The organism is Streptomyces violascens (assembly GCF_014649955.1).
Lineage (GTDB): Bacteria > Actinomycetota > Actinomycetes > Streptomycetales > Streptomycetaceae > Streptomyces > Streptomyces violascens.
Genome location: NZ_BMUA01000002.1, coordinates 289,894 through 310,410, shown reverse-complemented (window position 1 = coordinate 310,410; position 20,517 = coordinate 289,894). Strand labels below are relative to the sequence as shown.

Annotated in this window: 19 protein-coding genes; 8 read left to right on the top strand and 11 right to left on the bottom strand. The window is 71.8% G+C overall.

Going from position 1 to position 20,517, the window contains the following annotated elements; genetic code table 11:
* Window positions 1-43 precede the first annotated feature (43 nt).
* From IE206_RS06505 to IE206_RS06485, 5 genes are all read right to left on the bottom strand, one after another.
* Window positions 44-3,163, bottom strand: a complete 3,120-nt coding sequence (locus tag IE206_RS06505; RefSeq protein ID WP_189961043.1) for an efflux RND transporter permease subunit — start codon at window positions 3,161-3,163, stop codon at window positions 44-46.
* Between the two features lie 205 nt (window positions 3,164-3,368).
* Window positions 3,369-4,055 carry a response regulator gene (locus tag IE206_RS06500; RefSeq protein WP_189961042.1) on the bottom strand — a complete coding sequence of 229 codons (687 nt, stop codon included), beginning with the start codon at window positions 4,053-4,055 and terminating at the stop codon, window positions 3,369-3,371.
* Window positions 4,052-5,275: a sensor histidine kinase gene (locus tag IE206_RS06495; RefSeq protein ID WP_226598777.1), complete on the bottom strand. Its 1,224-nt coding sequence runs from the start codon at window positions 5,273-5,275 to the stop codon at window positions 4,052-4,054. Before IE206_RS06495 ends, IE206_RS06500 begins: the two co-directional genes overlap by 4 nt.
* Window positions 5,276-5,314: 39 nt before the next feature.
* Entirely contained in the window at window positions 5,315-5,593 is a 279-nt protein-coding gene (gene pspAA / locus IE206_RS06490) for a PspA-associated protein PspAA (protein ID WP_189961041.1), read from the bottom strand.
* Between the two features lie 19 nt (window positions 5,594-5,612).
* A complete protein-coding gene (locus tag IE206_RS06485; protein WP_189961040.1) occupies window positions 5,613-6,407 on the bottom strand; it encodes a PspA/IM30 family protein in 795 nt (264 codons plus the stop codon).
* A 263-nt stretch (window positions 6,408-6,670) separates the two neighbouring features.
* Between IE206_RS06485 and IE206_RS06480 the strand changes: the two genes are divergently transcribed.
* The 3 genes from IE206_RS06480 to IE206_RS06470 all read left to right on the top strand — a co-directional run bounded on the left by IE206_RS06480 (window position 6,671) and on the right by IE206_RS06470 (window position 9,266).
* Window positions 6,671-7,267 carry a DUF3043 domain-containing protein gene (locus tag IE206_RS06480; protein ID WP_189961039.1) on the top strand — a complete coding sequence of 199 codons (597 nt, stop codon included), beginning with the start codon at window positions 6,671-6,673 and terminating at the stop codon, window positions 7,265-7,267.
* Between the two features lie 86 nt (window positions 7,268-7,353).
* On the top strand, window positions 7,354-8,061 hold the full coding sequence (locus IE206_RS06475) for a class I SAM-dependent methyltransferase (protein ID WP_226598778.1): 708 nt from the start codon (window positions 7,354-7,356) through the stop codon (window positions 8,059-8,061).
* A gap of 98 nt (window positions 8,062-8,159) precedes the next feature.
* On the top strand, window positions 8,160-9,266 hold the full coding sequence (locus IE206_RS06470; protein ID WP_189961038.1) for a S1C family serine protease: 1,107 nt from the start codon (window positions 8,160-8,162) through the stop codon (window positions 9,264-9,266).
* 40 nt (window positions 9,267-9,306) lie between these two features.
* Here IE206_RS06470 and IE206_RS06465 read toward each other — a convergent pair whose 3' ends face one another.
* A complete protein-coding gene (locus IE206_RS06465; RefSeq protein WP_189961037.1) occupies window positions 9,307-9,516 on the bottom strand; it encodes a hypothetical protein in 210 nt (69 codons plus the stop codon).
* A 79-nt stretch (window positions 9,517-9,595) separates the two neighbouring features.
* Here IE206_RS06465 and IE206_RS06460 point away from each other — a divergent pair, with 79 nt between their 5' ends.
* From IE206_RS06460 to IE206_RS06445, 4 genes are all read left to right on the top strand, one after another.
* Window positions 9,596-10,792: a bifunctional adenosylcobinamide kinase/adenosylcobinamide-phosphate guanylyltransferase gene (locus IE206_RS06460; RefSeq protein WP_189961036.1), complete on the top strand. Its 1,197-nt coding sequence runs from the start codon at window positions 9,596-9,598 to the stop codon at window positions 10,790-10,792.
* 30 nt (window positions 10,793-10,822) lie between these two features.
* Window positions 10,823-11,908: a nicotinate-nucleotide--dimethylbenzimidazole phosphoribosyltransferase gene (gene cobT / locus IE206_RS06455; RefSeq protein WP_189961035.1), complete on the top strand. Its 1,086-nt coding sequence runs from the start codon at window positions 10,823-10,825 to the stop codon at window positions 11,906-11,908.
* An 81-nt stretch (window positions 11,909-11,989) separates the two neighbouring features.
* The gene (locus IE206_RS06450) at window positions 11,990-13,759 is read left to right on the top strand and encodes a phosphatidylglycerol lysyltransferase domain-containing protein (protein WP_189961034.1); all 1,770 of its coding nucleotides are present in this window, start codon (window positions 11,990-11,992) and stop codon (window positions 13,757-13,759) included.
* On the top strand, window positions 13,756-14,487 hold the full coding sequence (locus IE206_RS06445) for a hypothetical protein (RefSeq protein ID WP_189961033.1): 732 nt from the start codon (window positions 13,756-13,758) through the stop codon (window positions 14,485-14,487). Before IE206_RS06450 ends, IE206_RS06445 begins: the two co-directional genes overlap by 4 nt.
* On the opposite strand, the gene IE206_RS06440 is transcribed toward IE206_RS06445, so the two are convergent.
* Complete coding sequence (locus IE206_RS06440) at window positions 14,436-15,191, bottom strand: hypothetical protein (RefSeq protein WP_226598779.1); 756 nt, start codon at window positions 15,189-15,191, stop codon at window positions 14,436-14,438. The genes IE206_RS06445 and IE206_RS06440 overlap by 52 nt on opposite strands.
* A gap of 78 nt (window positions 15,192-15,269) precedes the next feature.
* Between IE206_RS06440 and IE206_RS06435 the strand changes: the two genes are divergently transcribed.
* Window positions 15,270-16,052: an adenosylcobinamide-GDP ribazoletransferase gene (locus IE206_RS06435; protein WP_226598780.1), complete on the top strand. Its 783-nt coding sequence runs from the start codon at window positions 15,270-15,272 to the stop codon at window positions 16,050-16,052.
* 3 nt (window positions 16,053-16,055) lie between these two features.
* On the opposite strand, the gene IE206_RS06430 is transcribed toward IE206_RS06435, so the two are convergent.
* Genes IE206_RS06430 through pelF form a run of 4 tightly spaced genes read right to left on the bottom strand, consistent with a single transcriptional unit; the run spans window position 16,056 to window position 20,509 of the window.
* A complete protein-coding gene (locus tag IE206_RS06430) occupies window positions 16,056-16,874 on the bottom strand; it encodes an endo alpha-1,4 polygalactosaminidase (protein ID WP_189961030.1) in 819 nt (272 codons plus the stop codon).
* Entirely contained in the window at window positions 16,871-17,488 is a 618-nt protein-coding gene (locus IE206_RS06425) for a spherulation-specific family 4 protein (protein ID WP_189961029.1), read from the bottom strand. Before IE206_RS06425 ends, IE206_RS06430 begins: the two co-directional genes overlap by 4 nt.
* Window positions 17,489-17,534: 46 nt before the next feature.
* On the bottom strand, window positions 17,535-18,962 hold the full coding sequence (locus IE206_RS06420) for a hypothetical protein (RefSeq protein ID WP_189961028.1): 1,428 nt from the start codon (window positions 18,960-18,962) through the stop codon (window positions 17,535-17,537).
* Window positions 18,959-20,509, bottom strand: a complete 1,551-nt coding sequence (gene pelF / locus IE206_RS06415) for a GT4 family glycosyltransferase PelF (RefSeq protein WP_189961027.1) — start codon at window positions 20,507-20,509, stop codon at window positions 18,959-18,961. Before pelF ends, IE206_RS06420 begins: the two co-directional genes overlap by 4 nt.
* Window positions 20,510-20,517 lie beyond the last annotated feature (8 nt).

The window sequence follows — 20,517 nt, the reverse complement described above, 5'->3', positions numbered from 1 at the left end:
GGGGGCGGCCTTCGTCGTTACGTCACCGGGTTACCCTCCCGGGTCAGGCGTTGGCCGGCTCCAGCTGGTCGGAGTCGTCCGACGGGGCCGGCAGGCCCGCCTTCCTGGCGCGCTTGGCCGCCTTCTTCTTGGCCTTGCGCTCCTTGCGCAGCTCGACCATCGCGTAGAGGGTCGGGACCAGGAGCAGCGTCAGGAGCGTCGACGTCACCAGGCCGCCGATCACCACCACCGCGAGCGGCTGGGCTATGAAGCCGCCCTCGCCCGTGACGCCGAGCGCCATCGGGAGCAGCGCGAAGATCGTCGCCAGTGCCGTCATGAGGATCGGGCGCAGACGGTGACGACCGCCCTCGACGACGGCCTCGACGACGCCGAGACCCTGCTTGCGGTACTGGTTGATCAGGTCGATCAGGACGATCGCGTTGGTGACCACGATGCCGATCAGCATGAGCATGCCGATCATCGCCGGGACGCCCATCGGGGTGCCGGTGGCGATCAGCAGGCCGATCGCGCCGGTGGCCGCGAAGGGGATCGCGACAAGGAGGATCAGCGGCTGGATCAGGGACTTGAACGTCGCGACCAGGAGCATGAAGACGATCGCGATCGCCGCCAGCATCGCCAGACCCAGGTTCTTGAACGCGTCCGACTGGTCCGAGGAGACGCCGCCGATGGAGGCGGTGGCGCCGGACGGCAGCTTCAGGTCCTTGATCTTGGCCTGGAGGTCTGTGCTGACCTTGCCCGTGTTGTCACCGACCGGCTTGGCGGTGATGGTCGCGGAGCGGGCGCCGTCGATCCGGGTCATCGAGACCGGGCCGGGAACCAGCTTCACATCGGCGATGTCGCCGAGCTTGACCGCGCCGAGGACAAGGTTCTTGAGCTGGTCCACCGTGGTGGCCGGGTCGGCCGCGGTGATGTACACATCACGCTCGGAGTCGCCCATGATCGCCTTGGTGACCTGGGTGCCCCGCACCTGCTGGGCGACGGCCATGCCGAGGGTGGTCTGGTTGAAGCCCGCGTCGGCCGCCTTGTCGTTGGGCTGCACCGAGACCCGGGGCACGCTCTGCGCCAGGTCGCTCTGGACGTCGCTGACGTCCTTGAGGCTCGCGACCGCCTGGCGGACCTGCTCCGAGGCCTTCTTCAGGACGTCGCCGTCGGCCGCCTTGACGACCACGCTCAGGTTCTGGCTGCCGAAGCCGCCGCCGGTCGAGATGGCCGGGTTGCCCGGCTGGCCCTTGAGGGCCGCCTCAAGGCGGTCGTGCGCCTTGTCGTAGTCGCCCGCGCTCTTCAGCGTCACGGTGTACGAGGCCTGGTTGGCGCCGGTGCCGCCGCCGAAGGCCGCCATGAAGCCGGAGGAGCCGACGGTGACCTGGTAGCTCTTGACCGCCGGGTCGGCGGCGAGGATCTGCTCGACCTTCTTGGAGGCCGCGTCCGCCGCGTCCAGGCTGGTGCCCGGGGCCAGCTCCTGCTTGATCGAGAGCGTGTCCTGCTCGCCCTGGTCGAAGAAGTTGGTCTTCAACAGGCCGGCCATGCCGAACGTGCCGACCAGGATGACGACCGCTATCAGCACGCTGGTGAGGCGGCGCCGGGTGGCGAAGCGGAGCACGGGGACGTACATCCGCTGGAGGCGGGCCTTGTTCTCCTTCTCCTCGGCCTTGCGGCGCGCCTCGTCCGGGTCGATGCCCGCGATCGCCTTCGGCGCGCGCAGGAACCAGTACGACAGGACCGGGACGACGGTGAGGGAGACGAGCAGCGAGGCGAGCAGGGCCGCGGTGACGGTGAGGCTGAACGAGCCGAACAGCGCGCCCACCATGCCGCCGACCAGGCCGATCGGCAGGAAGACCGCGACGGTGGTCAGCGTCGAGGACGTGACCGCGCCGGCCACCTCCTTGACCGCGGTGAGGATCGCGTACTGGCGCTCCTCGCCGTAGCCGAGGTGGCGCTTGATGTTCTCCAGGACCACGATCGAGTCGTCGACGACCCGGCCGATCGCGATCGTCAGGGCGCCCAGGGTCAGCATGTTGAGCGAGAGGTCCTGCGTCCACAGCACGATCAGCGCGAGCACCACGGACAGCGGGATGGATACCGCGGTCACCAGCGTCGAGCGGATCGAGGCCAGGAACAGCAGGATCACGAGCACCGCGAAGAGCAGGCCGAGCGCGCCCTCGGTGGTCAGGCCGGAGATGGCCTTGGAGACCTGCGGGCCCTGGTCCGAGACGACGGTGAGCTCGGCGCCCGAACCGAGGTCCTTCTTCAGGTCGGGCAGCTTGTCCTTGACGGCCTGGGAGATCGCGACGGCGCTGCCGTCGTGGTCCATGGTGGCCATCACCGCGAGGCTGGGCTTGCCGTTGGTGCGGGTGATGGAGACCCGCTGCGAGGGCTGCTGCTTGACGGTGGCGATGTCGCCGAGGCGGACCGGGGAGCCCTGCTGCGGCTTGATCCGCAGGTCCTCGATCTGCTTCAGCGAGGTGTAGGGGGCGCCGACCTGGACGGTACGGCTCTTGCCGTCCTCGGAGAACGAGCCTCCGGGGATGGTCGCGCCGCCCGCTTTCAGGGCGTCGCCGAGCGTCACCGTGGAGAGGCCGGCCGCGGCCAGCTTCTTCGGGTCGGGCGTGACGTTGACCTGGAGGTCCTGGACGCCGTCGACGCTGACGCGGCCGACGCCCTTGATGTCCTCCAGGACCGGGACGACCGTGCGGTCCAGCTGGTCGGCGAGCGCCTGCTGGTCCTTGTCGGAGGTCACCGCGAGCACGACGGTCGGCATGTCGTCGGTGGAACCCGCCACGACCTGCGGGTCGACTTCCGAGGGGATCTGGGTGCGGGAGCGGTTGACGGCCTGCTGGATGTCGGCGACGAGCTGCTTCGTGCCCGTGCCGTAGTCGAAGGTCGCCATGATCACGGCGTTGCCCTCGGACGCCGTGGACGTGATGCCCTTGACTCCGCTGACGGCCTTGATGTTCTTTTCGAGCGGCTCGACGACCTGCTTCTCGACCACGTCGGGGGACGCACCCTGGTAGGGGGCGAGCACCGACACCATCGGCAGTTCGATGGTGGGCAGCAGTTGCTGCTTGAGCTGCGGAATGGCGATCGCCCCGAAGACGATCGCGACGATCGACATCAGGCCTATCAGGGCCCGTTGTGCGAGGCTGAATCTGGACAGCCAGGACATGGGTGGGGTCTCTCTTCTGTGGCGTGCGAGCGGCGGTACCCGGCAGGGGGCAGGCGGGACCGGCCCGTGATCACGCGGCGCATCACCCGGGAAGACCCGGCCCCCGCCTATAACCCTCGGTCATGGGGCGGGGTCGATTCCTCGCTCCCAGGTCCCTTTCCTTATCCCGCGCATACCGCAGCCGCAGTACGCCGCGCTCCACCCTTCAGTCCACCCGTGGGCGGACAAGGCCCGATTCGTACGCGATGACCACCAATTGGGCGCGGTCGCGGGCGCTCAATTTGGCCATCGCGCGGTTGACGTGGGTCTTGACGGTGAGCGGGCTGACCGCGAGGCGCTCGGCGATCTCGTCGTTGGAGTGACCGCCCGCGACCTGGACCAGGACCTCGCGCTCACGGACGGTGAGGGCGGCGAGCCGCTCGCCGTGCCGCCTCGGATCGTCGCCGCCGTCCCAACTGCCGCCCTGCGCGAGGAAGGTGGTGATCAGGCCCTTGGTCGCGGCCGGGGAGAGCAGCGCCTCACCGGCCGCCGCGACCCGGATCGCGCCGAGCAGCTCCTCGGGTTCGGCGCCCTTGCCGAGGAAGCCCGAGGCGCCGGCCCGCAGCGACTGCACCACGTACTCGTCGACCTCGAAGGTCGTCAGCATCACCACGTGGACAGCGGCCAGCGCCGGGTCGGCGGTGATGGCGCGGGTGGCGGCGAGGCCGTCGGTGCCGGGCATCCGGATGTCCATCAGGACCACGTCCGGCAGGGTCTTGTGGACCACGTCGACGACCTCGGCGCCGTCGGCCGCCTCGCCGACGACCTCCATGTCCGGCTCGGAGTCGACCAGGACGCGGAACGCCGAACGCAGCAGCGCCTGGTCGTCGGCGAGTACCACCTTGATCGTCATGACGTGCCTTCCCCCGTGGCCCCGGTCTCCGCGGCCTTGACCGGCAGTATCGCCTGTACGCGGAAGCCGCCGCCGTAGCGGGGCCCGGCGGTGCAGCTGCCGCCGAGCGCGGTGACGCGCTCGCGCATGCCGAGCAGGCCGTGCCCCCCGCCGTCGCCGTTCCCGTCACCCCCGGCGGCGCCGTTGTCGATGACGGTGATCTCGATGTTCGGGCCCACCCGTACGACGCTCACCTCGGCCTTGGCGCCGGGCCCCGCGTGCTTCTGCACATTGGTGAGCGCCTCCTGGATGACCCGGTACGCGGCGAGGTCCACGGAGGCGGGCAGCGGGGAGTCGTCGATGCGGGCGAGTTCGACCGGCAGCCCCGCGCGCCGGAATCCGCCGAGCAGATCGTCGAGGACGGCGAGCCCGGGGGCGGGCTCGGTGGGGGCGGCCGGGTCGCCGGACTGGCGCAACAGGCCGACCGTGGACCGGAGTTCGTCGAGCGCGGAGCGGCTGGCCTCACGCACATGGGCGAGGGCCTCCTTGGCCTGGTCGGGCCGTTTGTCCATGACGTGGGCGGCGACCCCGGCCTGGACGTTGACCAGCGCGATGTGGTGGGCCACCACGTCGTGCAGGTCGCGGGCGATCCGCAGCCGCTCCTCGGCGACCCGGCGCCGGGCCTCCTCCTCGCGGCCGTGCTCGGCCCGCTCGGCGCGCTCCCTGATCGCGTCGATGAAGGCGCGCCGGCTGCGTACGGCGTCTCCGGCGGCCGCGGCCATGCCGGTCCAGGCGAAGATCCCGACGTGTTCCTGGGAGTACCAGGGCGGGGTGCCGAAGAGCATGGCCGTACCGGTGAGCACGACGATGGTGAGCACGCCGACCCGGTAGGTGGTGGGCCGGTCGGTGTGGGCGGCGACCGTGTACAGCGCGACGACGGCGCTCATCGCGACGGGCGCGGGCGGGGCGCCGAGGCTCAGCTCGACCATGGTGAGCGCGCTGGTGCAGGCCAGCACGGCCATGGGTCTGCGCCGCCGCAGGACGAGGACGGCCGCCGCGAGCGTCATCAGGACGAGCGAACGCAGGCCCGGCGTACGGGTGCCGAAGGTGGGCCCGTTCGGCCCGTGCGGGTCGGCGAACGACCCGAGGACCATGCACAGCAGTACGCCGAGGGCGAGGGCGGCATCCAGGGCCAGCGGATGCGCCCTGAGCCATGGGCGGGCACGGTCGACGGGGGTCACGGTCACCTACCGTAAGGGGGCCGGGAGCCCGGCCCCCGGTCAGCCCGGGATGAGCCCGTCGTCGCTGAGCATCTCCCTGACCTCGTCCAGCGTCGCGTCCGGGCTCGGAAGGATCAGCTCGGACGGCTCCAGGGCGTCGTCGGGAAGGGGCTCGCCCAGACGGCGCACCGCGTCGAGGAGCGCGTTCAAGGTGGACCGGAAGCCCGCCTCGTCACCTGCCTCGATCTCTTCGAGGAGCTCGTCGTCGAGCTTGTTGAGCTCGGTGAAGTGGCTGTCCGCCAGCTTCACCTGCCCCTCCCCCATGATCCGGACGATCATGAACGTCTCCCGTTGCTCGTCACTGCTTGTCGAAGCGCGGGCTCTGCTGCGGGGCCTTGTCCTGGGGAGCGGCGGTGCCGCCCTCGATGGCCTGCTTCCCGTTGGCCGGGCCACCCATCAGCTCGGCCTTCATCCGCTGCAGTTCCAGCTCTACATCCGTACCACCGGACAGCCGGTCCAGCTCGGTCTGGATGTCGTCCTTGGCGAGGCCCGACTGGTCGTCGAGGGCGCCGGAGGCGAGCAGTTCGTCGATCGCACCGGCCCGCGCCTGGAGCTGCGCGGTCTTGTCCTCGGCCCGCTGGATGGCCATGCCGACGTCGCTCATCTCCTCGGAGATGCCCGAGAAGGACTCCGCGATCCGGGTCTGGGCCTGGGCCGCCGTGTACGTCGCCTTGATCGTTTCCTTCTTGGTGCGGAAGGCGTCGACCTTGGCCTGGAGGCGCTGGGCCGCAAGAGTGAGCTTCTCCTCCTCGCCCTGCAACGTCTGGTGCTGCGTCTCCAGGTCGGTGACCTGCTGCTGCAGCGAGGCACGGCGGGACAGGGCCTCGCGGGCCAGGTCCTCACGGCCCAGCGAGAGGGCCTTGCGGCCCTGGTCCTCCAGCTTGGAGGACTGGCTCTGGAGCTGGTTGAGCTGCAGCTCCAGACGCTTGCGGGAGGTCGCGACGTCCGCGACGCCCCGGCGCACCTTCTGGAGCAGCTCAAGCTGCTTCTGGTACGAGTAATCGAGGGTCTCGCGAGGGTCCTCGGCCCGGTCAAGGGCCTTGTTCGCCTTCGCGCGGAAGATCATCCCCATACGCTTCATGACACCGCTCATGGGCTTCGCGCGCCCCCTTCTGACGGACTCCAGCTCCAGCTGCTGCAACAGGACCCACAGTACGGGCCCTGCATCCATTACCGCACTGTTCGGGCGACGATGCGCTCATCCCCAAGGACGACTACGTCCCGCGCCGATCCGGCGCAGGGAGTAGGTGAACCTCGGGGAACCGTGCATCCTCTGCCTCTGCAGACGCAAGGCGTTGTGGGATCGTTCCCCACCGGCCTGGGGTCCATTCCCGTTACCCCGTACCCTTGGGGATTGTGTTCCGTAGCCGTTCCAACGCAGAGAAGGCCCCCACCGACAAGGTGACGGCGGACCTCTCCAAAGCGCCCCGCGACCCCGAGGCCCCCAAGGGGCGCCCCACTCCCAAGCGGAGTGAGGCCCAGACTCAGCGCCGCCGTGCCTCGACCGTGCCGACCGACCGCAAGGAGGCCGCCAGGCGCCAGCGCGAGGCCCGCCGGGTCGACATGGCCAAGCAGCGCGAGGCGCTCGCCAATGGCGACCAGCGCTATCTGCCGGCCCGCGACAAGGGCCCGGTGCGCGGGTTCGTCCGCGACTTCGTCGACTCCCGGTTCTCGGTCGCCGAGATGTTCCTGCCCCTCGCGGTGATCATCCTGGTCCTCTCGATGATCCGGATCGGCAGCCTGCAGAGCCTTTCGCTGCTCCTGTGGCTCGTCGTGATCGTGCTGATCGTCCTCGACTCGATCGGGCTCGCCTTCCGCCTGAAGAAGGCGCTGGCCGCCCGCTTCCCGGACGAGCCGAAGAAGGGCGCCGTCGCCTACGGCCTGATGCGCACGCTCCAGATGCGCCGGCTGCGGCTGCCCAAGCCGCAGGTCAAGCGCGGAGAGCGGCCCTGAGCGGCGGGCCGTCCGGCTTCACCGGCGCCGGTGACGCCTGGTTCAAGGGCCTCTCCGGGCTGCGCAACGTCGTCCGCCAGGAGCTCGTGGCCCGCCAGCTCGACGAGCAGATAGCCGCGCGCTTCCCGGTGGGCCAGCGCCTGCGCATCCTGGACGTCGGCATGGGCCAGGGCACCCAGGCTCTGCGCCTGGCCCGCGCCGGGCATTCGGTGACCGGGCTGGAATCCGATCCCGGGATGCTGAAGGTGGCCCGCGAGTCGCTGGCCACCGAGCCCGAGGGCATCCGCGAGCGGGTCCGCCTGATCGAGGGCGACGGCCGCGAGACCGGGGTGCACTTCCTGCCGGGCTCCTTCGACGTGGTGCTCTGCCACGGCGTCCTGATGTACGTCCAGGAGCCCGACGCGATGCTCGCGGGCCTGGCCCGGATGCTCGCCCCCGGCGGCCTCCTCTCGCTGCTCGTACGGAACGCGGACGCGCTGGCCGTGCGGCCCGGGCTCGCCGGTGACTGGCCGGGCACCCTGTCGGCCTTCGACACCGACTCGTACACCAACCGGCTCGGCCTGCCGGTGCGGGCCGACAGGCTGGCCGCGCTGACCCGCACGCTCGACGGGATCGCGGCCCCGCTGCACGCCTGGTACGGGGTGCGGGTGTTCACCGACAACGTGCCGAACGAGACGCCCCTGCCGCCCGCCGACGAGCTGGACCGCCTGCTCGCCGCCGAGGACCGGGCGGGCCGCACCGACCCCTACCGCCAGGTCGCGGCGCTGCTGCACCTCTTCGGCGTACGGGACTGAGCCGGGGGTATCCGCCGATCGGGCCCCGGCCCGGGGCTCCGGTACCTAATCGGGTGCACCGACAGGCCGTCAAATCGGACCAAAGGGATACTCCTGCCATGGATGCATCTCTTCGCCCCGGCCGGGTGCGCCGTGCTGCCCTGCCCCTGACCGCCGCCGTCGCCACCGCCCTTCTCCTCGGCGGCTGTTCGGACACGGGCGCCGCGGCGGTCAAGGCATCGCCGAGGACGTCCGCCAGTGCCTCGGCGAGTTCTCCGGCGGCCCAGCGCAACGGCGGCGGAACCGACAGCCTGCAGAGCGACTACCAGCGGGTGATCAAGGACGTGCTGCCGTCGGTCGTGCAGATCGAGGCGTCCAGCAGCCTCGGCTCGGGGATCGTCTACGACGACCAGGGGCACATCGTCACCAACGCCCATGTCGTGGGCAACGAGAAGAGCTTCAAGGTGACGACGTCCGGCAGCGGATCGGCGGTCACCGCCCGGCTGGTGGCGGCCTATCCCGAGCAGGACCTCGCGGTGATCGGCCTCGACTCGGTGCCGAGCGGCCTGAAACCGGCGAAGTTCGGCGACTCGGCGAAGGTCGAGATGGGCCAGATCGTCCTGGCGATGGGCTCCCCGCTCGGCCTGTCCTCCAGCGTCACGCAGGGCATCGTGTCCGCGACCGGCCGCACCGTCTCCGAGAGCCAGGGCGGCGGCGGGACCGGCGCCACCATCGCGAACATGGTGCAGACCTCGGCCGCGATCAACCCCGGCAACAGCGGCGGCGCGCTGGTCAACCTGGACAGCGAGGTCATCGGCATCCCCACGCTCGCCGCGACCGACCCGGACATGGGCGGCAGCGCGGCCCCCGGCATCGGCTTCGCGATCCCGGTGTCGATGGTGCGGACGGTCGCCGACCAGATCATCAAGAGCGGCAGGGTCACCGACTCCGGCCGGGCGGCGCTCGGCATCACCGGCCGCACCGTGGTCGACGCGGGCTATCAGCCGGCCGGCGTCGCGATCGTGCAGGTCGCGGCCGACGGCGCCGCGGCGAAGGCGGGCCTGAAGCCGGGCGACATCGTCGTCAAGCTCGACGACACCGGCATCACGACCATCACCTCGCTCACCGAGGCGCTGGCCGCGGACAAGCCCGGCCAGAAAGTGCAGGTGACGTACACGCGCGGCAGTACGAACAAGACGGCCGAGGTGACCCTCGGCGAGATCTGAGGCGGGCCGGGGGCAACGGACAGCGCCCCCGGCCGGGCCGTCAGCCCTGTTCGGCGTGCAGGCTCATCGGGCCGTAGATCCGTGTGCTGTCCTCGGACAGGAAGACCTGGTCGGCCCCGCCTTCGAGCAGGTCCTTCCACACCTCACCGATCCAGGACTCCGCATCGCCCTGGGTCGTGAACTCCTCCGGCACCACCGCCGGCTCGACCTCCGTACCGTCCGACTTCTCGAAACGCCACGTCCACGCCATGTCCGCCTCCTGGGTCACGTTGCTGCCCGCAGCGTAACCGGGCGCGCAAGAGGGCCGGTGACGCGGGAGGATCGTGCCTGTGGAACTGACTCTCCTCGGCACCGGGGCCCCCACCGGCCTGCCGCGCCCCGACTGTCCCTGCGCCGCGTGCGCCGTCGCCCGCGGCGGCGACGCGCGGGCCGCGACCGCCCTGCTCGTCGACGGCGCGCTGCTGCTCGACCTCACCCCGGGCGCGGCGCTCGCCGCCGCCCGCGCCGGGCACACCCTCGCGGGCGTGCGCCAGGTGCTGCTCACCCATCCGCACGCCGGGCCGGCCGTGGAACTGCCCGCCGGGCTGCCCACGGCCGGGCGGGTGCCGGACGGCCGCAGGCTGACGCTGATCAGCGGCCACCGGGTGCTCGCGGTGCCGCTGGACTCGCCCGGGACGGGCTACGAGGTGACCTCTCCCGAGGGCGAGCGGCTGCTTTACCTGCCCCCGGGCGGCGCGCCCGCCGGGCCCGCCGAAGTGCGGCCGTACGACATGGTGGTGGCCGATGTCGCCGGGCGGCCCGACGCGCTGGCGCGGCTGCGGGCGGCGGGCGGCATCGGCCCCGCGACGGACGTGATCGCCGTGCACATCGACCACGACGTGCCGCCCGGGCCGGAGTTGGAGCGCCGGCTCGCGGCGCTCGGCGCGCGGGCGGTGCCCGACGGCACGACGCTGGTCGTCGGCGAGTACCACGCGGTGCCCGACCTGCCGCGCCGCACGCTCGTGCTCGGCGGCGCCCGCTCCGGCAAGTCGGTGGAGGCAGAGCGACGCCTCGCGGGCTTCCCGCAGGTCGTGTACGTGGCGACGGGCGGCACCCGCGACGGCGACGCGGAGTGGGCCGCGCGCGTCGGCCTGCACCGCGAACGCCGCCCCTCCTCCTGGCGCACCGAGGAGACCTGCGAACTCGCGCCGCTGCTCGACGAGTCGGGGCCGCCGCTCCTGATCGACTGTCTGGCGCTGTGGCTGACCGACGCGATGGACCGGGTCGGCGCCTGGGACGACGAGAAGTGGGCGGCGGGCGGCGAGCGGGCGCTGAGGGACCGTACGGCCGAGCTCGTCGCGGCGGTCCGGGGCACCTCGCGGACGCTGGTGGCGGTGAGCAACGAGGTGGGCTCCGGCGTGGTGCCCGCCACCTCGTCGGGGCGGCGGTTCCGGGACGAACTGGGGCGCCTGAACGCGCTGTTCGCGGCCGAGTGCGAGCAGGTCCTGCTCGTCGTGGCGGGGCAGGCGCTCACGCTGCGCGGCTGACACGAACGCGCTGGCGGTACTGTTCGGCAAATGAGCAGGCTGAACCTGGACGACTTCTCCGATCTGATCGAACGCCCCGACAACGGTGTGCGGCGGGACGCCGAGGAACGCCGGGAGCGCCTCACCGTGCCGCCCGGCGCCCTCGGCCGGCTCGACGAGCTGGCCACCTGGCTGTCGGCGGCGCAGGGCGCCAACCCGGTCCGGCCCGTGGAGCGGCCCCGCGTGATCCTCTTCGCGGGCGACCACGGCGTGGCCGGGCTCGGCGTCTCGGCCCGCCCGGCGGCCTCCGCGCACACGCTCGTACGCGCCGTCCTGGAAGGCGAGAGTCCCGTCGCGGTGCTCGCCCGCAGACAGGGCGCCCCGGTCCGCGTCGTCGACGCGGGCCTGGACTGCGACCCGGCACTGCTGCCCGAGGACGTCGTACGCCACCGGGTGCGGCGCGGCAGCGGCCGGATCGACATCGAGGACGCGCTCACCGTCGAGGAGGCGGAGGCGGCCGTGCGGCTCGGCATGAGGATCGCCGACGAGGAGGCCGACTCCGGCACCGACCTGGTGGTGCTCGGCGACCTCAGCGTGGGCGGCACCACCCCCGCGGCGGTGCTGATCGCCGCGCTGTGCGGCACCGACGCCTCGGTGGTCACCGGCCGCGGTGGCGCCGGGATCGACGACCTGGCGTGGATGCGCAAGTGCGCCGCGATCCGGGACGCGCTGCGCCGGGCGCGGCCGGTTCTCGGCGATCAGCTGGAACTTCTGGCCGCGGTGGGCGGCGCGGACCTTGCCGCGACCACTGGTTTCCTGCTGCAGTGTGCGGTGCGCAGACTGCCGGTGATCCTGGACGGGGTCGTCTCGTCGGCCTGTGCGCTGGTGGCTCAGCGGGCGGCCTTCCGGGCTCCGGACTGGTGGCTCGCGGGCCAGCTGAGCGGCGAGCCGGGCCAGTCGAAGGCACTTGACCGGATGGCGCTCAACCCTCTGCTCGATCATGGCGTCACAGTGGGCGAAGGAACCGGGGCATTGCTCGCTCTTCCCCTCGTACAAGCCGCGGCCGCCCTGGCCGCGGAGCTGCCCGAGCGCACCGACCGGCGCACGGAGAGCCCCGAGGAGAACGGCGACGCGTGAGCCGCGGCGGAGTCGGGGGGCACCCCCTCGGCTCCGCCTGCGACCACTGTGGAACGCTATGCCGCCATATCATCGCGTTTCATGGGAGAAGTCCGCTTGAGCACCACCGAAGGAACGAACCGGAGCACCCCCCGGTCGCGACGCGGGGCGGCCTTCGCCGTCTGGTACCTGCGCATCGTGACGTTCATCAACTTCCTCAGTGCCGTCTGGGTCACCCTCGGCCAGGGGCTTCGGCGGCACAACACGGACGACTACTTCACTCCGTACCTGCTCGAAGCCGGCTTCACCTCGGGCGTCGTCACACTGTTCCTCGCCGTCACCATGCGCCGGCGCAAGCGGGCCGCCTGGATCCTCAACATGGTGCTCGGCGGGCTCTTCCTGGCCCTGTTCGCGTTCGCCATGGCGTTCCCGGAGATCCACCGCTACGCGCAGAACTGGGTCTCGCTCGCCCTGACCGCGGCCTTCGTGCTCGCCCTGCTGCTCGGCCGCCGCGAGTTCTACGCCAAGGGCGACCGCTCCAACCCGCTGGCCGCGGTGGCCACCGCCGTCGGCGGCCTGCTGATCACCTCGCTGATCGCGGCGGTCCTGGTCAGCGCCACCAACACGTACGACGGCACCGACCACTCGACCTTCCTCGAGCGCTGGCGCTACGGCGTGATGCGGCTCGTGTTCCTGGTCCCCGACGACCGGCACACCCAGGGCATCACGACGCCGGGCTGGGTCAACGTCACCATCAACGTCCTGGCCACGCTGCTCCTGATCGCCGTCATCTACGCCGCCTTCCGCAACCGCAAGGCCGTCGACCCGCTCACCGTCGAGGACGAGGAGAAGCTGCGCGCGCTCCTGGACAAGCAGGGTGAGCGCGACTCGCTGGGCTACTTCGCGCTGCGCCGCGAGAAGGCCGTCATCTGGTCGCCGACCGGCAAGGCCGCCGTCACCTACCGCGTCATCAACAGCGTCTCGCTCGCCTCGGGCGACCCGATCGGCGACCCCGAGGCCTGGCCTGGCGCGATCGAGCCATGGCTGGCCGAGGCCCGCGAGCACGGCTGGATCCCGGCCGTCACCGGCGCCAGCGAGGAGGCCGGGCAGATCTACGCGCGGCACGGCCTGGACGCCCTGGAGATGGGCGACGAGGCGATCGTGGAGACCGCCGAGTTCACCCTGGAGGGCCGCGCGATGCGGACCGTGCGCCAGGCGTACAACCGGGTGAAGAGGGCCGGGTACGAGGTGCGGATCCGCCGCCACGCGGACATTCCTGCCGAGGAGATGGACGAACTCCTGCGCAAGGCCGACGACTGGCGCGACGGTGCCACCGAACGCGGCTTCTCGATGGCGCTCGGCCGGCTCGGCGACCCCGCCGACGGCCAGTGCATGATGCTCGAATGCTTCGACGGCGAGGGCGAGTTGAGGGCGCTGCTCAGCTTCGTGCCCTGGGGTCCCGAGGGACTCTCGCTCGACCTGATGCGCCGTGACCGCGACTCCGAGAACGGCCTGATCGAGTTCATGGTGATCGAACTCCTCCAGCGCGCCAAGGAGATCAAGATCACTCAAGTCTCACTGAACTTCGCGATGTTCCGTTCCGTCTTCGAGCGCGGCTCGAAGCTCGGGGCAGGACCCGTGCTGAGGCTGTGGCGCTCGCTCCTCAGCTTCTTCTCCCGCTGGTGGCAGATCGAGTCCCTTTACCGGTCCAACGCCAAGTACCGGCCGATCTGGGAGCCACGGTTCACGTTGTTCGAGAAGAGTGCGGATCTGCCGCGGATCGCCATCGCGTCCGCGCGCGCCGAAGGGTTCCTGGAGGCCCCCGGGCTGCCCAAGTGGCTGCACCGCAGGCATCTGGAATCGCAGAGATGAACGGCCCGCGCAGAGGCGTCGTGGGCCGCTTCGCCGAGCGCGAGTGGGGGCCGCTGTACAAGACCGTGAAGTACGCGCTGCACACCCAGCGCTGGCGGGCGATCCCGCTGACGCTCTCGGCGGTCCTGCTCACCTCGGTCTTCCAGGTCATCCAGAACCAGTCCTGGGGCTTCCGGCCGATCCAGATCATCGGCTCCGTGAAGGCCGAGTACCCCTTGTGGATCTCGCTCCTGCGCACCCCGTTCTCGCTCTTCGTGCCGGCCCTCGACCTGCCGGTGTGGGGCGCGCTCGCCCAGGTGCTTCTCGTGTTCGGCATCGCGGAGATCTGCATCGGGCGCGGCCGCATGCTGCTCATCGCGTACGCGGCAACGCTGGCCGGCACCCTGTACGCGCGGGTCGGCATCCACATCGGCCCGGACAGCGTCTTCGGGCTGCCCGCCTCCGCCGCCAAGATGGTCGACACCGGCCCCTCGGCGGCGGTGGTCGCCCTCGCGGTGTACGTGTGCTGGCGCTACCGGGCGTACTGGACGGCCGGGACGGTCGCGCTCGCGATGGTCGTCGAAGTGGTGCTCAAGAACAACCTCGCGGGCAAGGAGCACATCGCGGCGCTCATCGTGGTCGCCGTGATCTGCTGGATCACCCATGCGCGACGGAGGCGGCGACGCGACCGGCATGATCAGGGGCGGCGTACCGGGAGCCTGTCGGGTGCGCCGCCGATCCAGTCCTGAAAGCGGCGCCGCGGCTGTGACCAGCGCCGGTCGTGGCGATAGGCCCTGAGCCCGGCCTTGGCCCTGGCCCGCGGCCGGTTGCGATAGAAGCGCTGGGCCCACGGAGAGCCCGGCCGGGCCAGGCGGATCGCGCCGAAAAGCGCCACGAACGGCACGAACGTGCCGATCACCGACAGCCGCACCTTGCCCTTGAACAGCGAGATCAGCACAAAGCAGAAGTTGATCGCGATCGTGGTGATGAACGAGCCCCGGCTCTCCCGCTCCCCGGGGCTCACGTCGTTGACGCCGAGCGGTGAGAACCCGGCGAGCACCAGAGCCATGAGGGCGGCCGTCATCACCACGATCTCGACGCTCTTGCGCCCGTTCTCGCTCCAGTACACGTCGTCGAGGTGCAGGATCAGCGCGAACTCGTCGAGGACCAGGCCCGCGCCCATCCCGAACAGGACGGCGAAGACGGCCGCCGCGATCCCGTGCCGGCCGCTGCCGACCGCCCCGAAACCGCCGACGATGGTGAGGATGACCCCGGGCACCACATGGTGGATGTGCAGCCCGCCGGGCCTGATGTTCCGGAACGGGCCGCGCCCGGCCCGGATCAGACGCGTGATGGAGCGCGTGACCAGGAACGTCACGACGAACGCCGCCAGCGCGAGCAGCATGGGGAGCTTGCCCGGCTCGGTGATGTTCCGGTAGAACCAGTGACCCATCCCACCCGCCCTTGTTTGCGCTGGTATGCGCAATTTACCGCTGCCGGGGGGTGCGGTGCTCGGGATACCCTGCGCCGGGTGAACCCCAGCAAGGCCCTGCACGGCGTACGTTTCGCCTTCGGCACCCTCACCGTCTTCCCCGCCCGCATCACCCGGTGGGACCGCGCCGCCGCTCGCGCGGGGATGTCGCTCGCGCCGCTGGCCGGGCTCGCCGTCGGCCTGTGCGCGGCGGCCGCGGGCGCGGGGTTCTGGGCGGCCGGGGCCGGGTCGCTGCTGGTGGCGGTGGTGAGTGTGGCCGTGCCCGCCCTTCTGACCCGGGGTCTGCATCTGGACGGGCTCGCCGATGTCGCCGACGGGCTCGGCAGCGCCAAGCCCGCCGAGGACGCGCTGCGCATCATGAAGCGCAGCGACATCGGCCCGTTCGGGGTGGTCGCCCTGCTCTTCCTGCTGCTCGCCCAGATCGCCGCCCTGTCCCGGCTGTACGAGGACGGCTGGGCCCGGGGTGCCGCCGCCACCGTCATCTCTGCCGTGGCCGCGCGCGCCGCCCTCACCCTGGCTTCCCGGCGCGGGGTTCCGGCGGCGCGTCCGGAGGGGCTCGGCGCGGTGGTGGCGGGCACGGTGCCGGTGCGCCGCGCGGCGCTGGTGGCCGCCCTGGTGACGGCCGCCTCCGCGGCGGCGGGGCTGCTCTTCGGGCCCTGGTCCGCGCTGCACTTCGCGCTCGCCGTGCCGGCCGGGCTCGCGGTGGCCCAGGTGCTGCTGCGGCGCTGCGTGGGGAGGTTCGGCGGGGTGACGGGTGATGTGTTCGGGGCGGTCGCGGAGACCTCCGCGACCGTCACGCTGGTCGCGCTCACCCTCGGCTGAGCCTCAGCAGGGCAGGCGCCAGACCAGCAGGTCGTACTTCTTCTCCATCGAGCTGAGCCCCAGCTTCCTGGACTCGGCGCAGAACTTGGCCGGCGGGAGTTCGTACTCGACGTGGAAGACGGCCTTGCCCGCCTTCACGAACGGCGTGAGCTTGTCGCACTCGCCGTACTGGGCGCACTGCTCGTTGACCGCGAAGTCGAAGTGGGCGAGCAGCTGCGGGATCTGGTCGAGGTCGTTCTTCAGGCCGACGGCAAGGCCCCGGTCATGGGCGAGCCTGGCGACGAGCTCGTTGTACTTGAGCTGGTCGGCGGCCTTGAGCGGGAAGCCGGTGTCGTTGTTGTAGCCGTCCATGTTGTCCGGCTCGACCGCGTCGAAGCCCTTCGCCCTGCACAGGTCGAAGCGCTTGGCGATCAGCGGTTCGAGGACGTCGGTTCGGCGGATGTCGAGCCAGCGCTCCCCGTCCCAGCCGTTGCCCTTGCCGAGCACGTCCTTGGGGAACTGCTTGGCGTCGGGCCGCCAGTTCTCCCAGGCGCCCGTCGAGACGTAGCAGATGACCTTGCGGCCCCGGCGGTGCAGATCGGCGACGGCCGCCGCGTCCTGGTCGACGGCGTCGATGTCGTACACCTGGACGTCGACGGCCGGGTCGAGCTTGCCCTTGAGCTGCCACTGCCAGGTGAGGCCCGGTCTGGGCTGCCAGTGCGGGCCGGACGGGGCGGGCGGCACGGTGTCGCCGCCGTCCCCGTCGTCGGGGCCGTCCGGGGAGCTGGTGCATGCCGCCGCGAGCAGGAGCAGCGGGACGAGCAGGCGGAGTGAGCGTTTCACCGGACGGGCTCCAAACGGTGCGGCAACGTGCCCCAGGGGTGCGGCAGTTGCCCGGGGACGAGGCAGTGGACCGGGGCCTGGGCGACCGCGTCCGGCGGGGCCCCGTACACCAGATGGCAGGTGTCGGGCCCGGTCGGCCCGGCCGGCGGGTAGGCGGACCAGGGCCCCTCGAAGGTGACGAGGAGGTCGGCGATCCGGGCGTAGCCGGGGTGCGGGACGGCGCCGTGGTTAAGGACGAGCGTGACGTACGTGTCGTACGTGGCGGCGAGCGCGGCCCGCAGGTCGGCGTAGTACGGCAGTTGGAGGGCGGAGGTGGCCGCCTGGTCGAGGAAGAGCCCGTGCACCCCGTACCAGGCGCGGTGGCGGGCCGCTTCGCGCACGACGTCCTGCGGCGGGCGCGCGCCATAGGCGGTGTCCACATAGCCGAGCACCCGCACGCCCGCCGAGCGCAGCCGGTCGGCCACCTCGGCGAAGGCCGCGTCGGCCGAACTCCCCGCGCCGTTGGCCGGGTTGAGGACGACCCCGTACAGCGAGGGCGCGGCGGCGATCAGCGCGTCCCAGGCCTCCGGCTGCTCGGCCGGGTGCTCGTAGTAGGGCACCAGCAACTTGCTCATGTGCTTCCTCGCAGCGCGTTCGGGGTACTCGGGGTCCTCGATCCGATCATGGCCGGTGGGCGGTCGCCCTTCCCACCAGGACGCAGACCAGCATGGCAAGCAGCGCGGCCGCCGCCCCCGACACCACCAGACCGGTCGGCGGCGGCGCGCCCAGGAGCAGCGCCAGGGTCTGGGCGACGGCCGCCGTGCAGCACACCAGGGCCGCGCCCGGCGCCGCCCCGAACGACTGGAGCAGCAGCCCGGTCCACAGCACCGCGCCGATCAGGAGCAGGGTGGCCAGGCGCAGCCCGCTCAGCGCGGGGGCGTCCGGCCACAGCCGGGTGCCGGCCTCGGCGAGCCCGGCCAGGATCAGCAGGTACGCGCCGATGCAGACGGTCACGGTGGCGGCGACCGAACCGCGGAACCCGCGCGCGCTGGACGTGGCCCGAAGCCCCGCCAGGCTCTCGGCGCGGAAGCGGTGCAGAAGCCATTCCGCGGGACCCATGCTGAGGGTGAGGGCGACGGCGGAGGGACCCGCGACCGTGCCCGCCGAGCCGTGCCGGAAGATGTCGCCGAGGGCGGCGTACAGGACGAGGACGCCCGCGCCGAGCCCGAACAGGCCGTACGGCACGGAGGCGGCGACCCGGGGCGAGACGGCGCCGCGCGGCCCGGGACCCGCCGGCTCGCCCCGCAGCGTGAGCACGGCCAGCGTCACGGCCGCGGTCAGCGAGACGAGCAGCAGCACCGGCCCGACGAAGGACGGAAGCCCCGGTACGACGCCGAGGGCGAGCGGCAACAGGGCCCAGAACAGCGGGCGTTCACGGCCGAGCACCAGCAGCGCGGTGGCCGCCGCGAGATAGCAGCACTGCCCCGCGGCGAACGCGGCGGCGGGCAGCTCGCCCGGACCGGTCACGGCGAGGGCGGCGAGCGAGCTGAGCGCGGCGCCGAGCGGGGCCCCCAGGCGCAGCGCGCGCACGGCGGCCGGGCGGTCGGCCAGGCTGAGCCAGGAGTGGGCGCGGTGCGAGAGCGACTGGTTCCACACCCAGCCGGTGACGGCCCCGGCGAGCAGCGGAATGGTTCCGCCAGGCAGGCCGAGCGTGGTGCGGGGGCCGGACAGGAGGGGCGCGCCCAGGACGTAGGCGAGCCCGGGCAGCGCGAAGACGAGGCCCCGCAGGAGGCAGGAGCCGAGGTGGGCGTGCCAGGGTTCGGCAGGTGGCGCCAGGGGCTCGGGATAGCGGCGCTCGACGCGGCCGTAGAGCTCCTCGGCGAGCGAGAAGGAGTCGGGGTGCCCGTACACAGCTCTTATCTGAGCGTCCGACATGCCGTCGGACTCGATAATGGCGGCTATTTCATCCGGATGGACGGCAGCCGCTATCAAGTCCTCCAGGCGCAGGGCGAGTTCGGCGAGGGGGTCGTCCTCGGGCAGGCGCTGGCGCGGGATGAAGGGCAGGGTGTCCTGCCCTTCCTCCCCGCCGACCCACAGGGAACCGCTCACCGGGGCGCCCCGCCGAGGGTGCTGGGCTGCGGGTCGTCGGACAGCTCGCGGTACCAGGGGCCGGTGAGCTGCAGCGTCCAGTCGTCCTCGGGCGTGAACCCGGCCGGGGCGAGCTCGGGTTCGGGGCATCCGGCGAGTTCGAGGTAGATGCGCCTGAAGCCGTCCACCGAGCGGTGCAAGGTGAATTTGTCGACCACGCGCTGGCGGGCGGCGGCGCCCAGCGAGGCCCGCCGCTCGTGGTCGCGGAGCAGTCCGAGGGTCGCCTCGGCCATCACCGCGGGCTCGCGCGGCGGCACCACGAGACCGGCCTCGCCGGCCGCCTCCCGTACGCCTCCGACATCCGTGGAGACGGTGGCGCGCCCGCAGGACATCGCCTCGATCAGCGAGAACGGAAAGCCCTCGCTGATGCTGGAGAGCATCACCACGCTGCCCGAGGCGTACGCGCTCGCCACGTCGCTGACCCGGCCCTCGTACGAGATGCCGTCGGTGACGCCGAGTTCGGCGGCCAGCTTCTCCAGGCGGGTCTTGTAGTCCTCACCGCCGGCCGGCACACCCCCGTAGAGCCTGAGCCGGGTCTCGGGGAGTTCGGCGCGGACGATGGCGTACGAGCGGATCAGGGTCTCCAGGTCCTTGATCGGGTCGATGCGTCCGCACCAGCTCAGGGTGGGGACGGCCGGGTCGGGTCCGGCGTGCGGGAAGAGGTCGGGGTCGACGCCGTTGTAGACGGTGCGGATGCGCTCGGCGGGGGCTCCGCCGCGCTCCTCCCAGCGGCGGTTGTACTGGTTGCACGGGGTGATGAGGTCGGCCTGGCGGTAGCCCATGGTGTTGAGCTCCCGGTAGAAGCCGAGCAGCACCGCCTTGACCGGCCAGCTCTGCTCGCCGGTGCGGTAGCCGAGGTAGCGCTCGCGCAGGTAGATGCCGTGTTCGGTGAGCAGGAAGGGCACGCCGTCGAAGTGCTGGGCGGCGAGCGCGGGCAGCGTGGCGAGGCCGCTGCTGACCGCGTGCGCCACGCTGTCCGCCGGAATGCGGGCGGACAGCGGGCGCAGTGCGTGTTCCAGGAGGTCGGTCGCGGTCAGGGCGTCGTGCACGGTGGGTTTCGCCCTGGACAGCGCCAGGTGCGGCATGGTCCAGATCCACATCAGCGACTTCAGCGCCGCTTCGGAGCGGAGCGCCGCCGAGAGCCGCCCGGCCCGGGCGAGCTCCGCCAGGCCGTACAGGGCCGAGGCGAAGTCGCAGCCGGAATCCGGGTCGAGCATGGCGAGCAGGAAGCGCTCGTAGGTGTCGGTGAACCGGCGCCTTTCCTTGCCGAGGAGCGGCCGGCGCCTGCCGGGCTGCGGCCCCCACAAGGGGAAGGCCGTATGCCGGTAGACGTTGGCCGGAAGCTCCCAGGCGACCGGCTCGCGGCCGCTGCCGGTGAGGGCGACGACGTTGAAGTCGACCTCCGGCATGCCGCGTACGAGCTGATCGCACCAGGTGCTGACGCCCCCGTGTATATGCGGATATGTGCCTTCCGTGAGCATGGTGACATGACGGCCACTGCTCGGCATGGATGTCC

What these genes read in the sequence shown, in the direction of transcription:
- pelF (WP_189961027.1), bottom strand. Translation starts at nt 20,509, where the DNA reads ATGCCGAGCAGTGGCCGTCATGTCACCATGCTCACGGAAGGCACATAT.
- IE206_RS06440 (WP_226598779.1), bottom strand. Translation starts at nt 15,191, where the DNA reads ATGGGTCACTGGTTCTACCGGAACATCACCGAGCCGGGCAAGCTCCCC.
- IE206_RS06450 (WP_189961034.1), top strand. Translation starts at nt 11,990, where the DNA reads ATGGGAGAAGTCCGCTTGAGCACCACCGAAGGAACGAACCGGAGCACC.
- IE206_RS06485 (WP_189961040.1), bottom strand. Translation starts at nt 6,407, where the DNA reads ATGAGCGGTGTCATGAAGCGTATGGGGATGATCTTCCGCGCGAAGGCG.
- IE206_RS06425 (WP_189961029.1), bottom strand. Translation starts at nt 17,488, where the DNA reads ATGAGCAAGTTGCTGGTGCCCTACTACGAGCACCCGGCCGAGCAGCCG.
- pspAA (WP_189961041.1), bottom strand. Translation starts at nt 5,593, where the DNA reads ATGATCGTCCGGATCATGGGGGAGGGGCAGGTGAAGCTGGCGGACAGC.
- cobT (WP_189961035.1), top strand. Translation starts at nt 10,823, where the DNA reads ATGAGCAGGCTGAACCTGGACGACTTCTCCGATCTGATCGAACGCCCC.
- IE206_RS06470 (WP_189961038.1), top strand. Translation starts at nt 8,160, where the DNA reads ATGGATGCATCTCTTCGCCCCGGCCGGGTGCGCCGTGCTGCCCTGCCC.
- IE206_RS06505 (WP_189961043.1), bottom strand. Translation starts at nt 3,163, where the DNA reads ATGTCCTGGCTGTCCAGATTCAGCCTCGCACAACGGGCCCTGATAGGC.
- IE206_RS06445 (WP_189961033.1), top strand. Translation starts at nt 13,756, where the DNA reads ATGAACGGCCCGCGCAGAGGCGTCGTGGGCCGCTTCGCCGAGCGCGAG.
- IE206_RS06500 (WP_189961042.1), bottom strand. Translation starts at nt 4,055, where the DNA reads ATGACGATCAAGGTGGTACTCGCCGACGACCAGGCGCTGCTGCGTTCG.
- IE206_RS06465 (WP_189961037.1), bottom strand. Translation starts at nt 9,516, where the DNA reads ATGGCGTGGACGTGGCGTTTCGAGAAGTCGGACGGTACGGAGGTCGAG.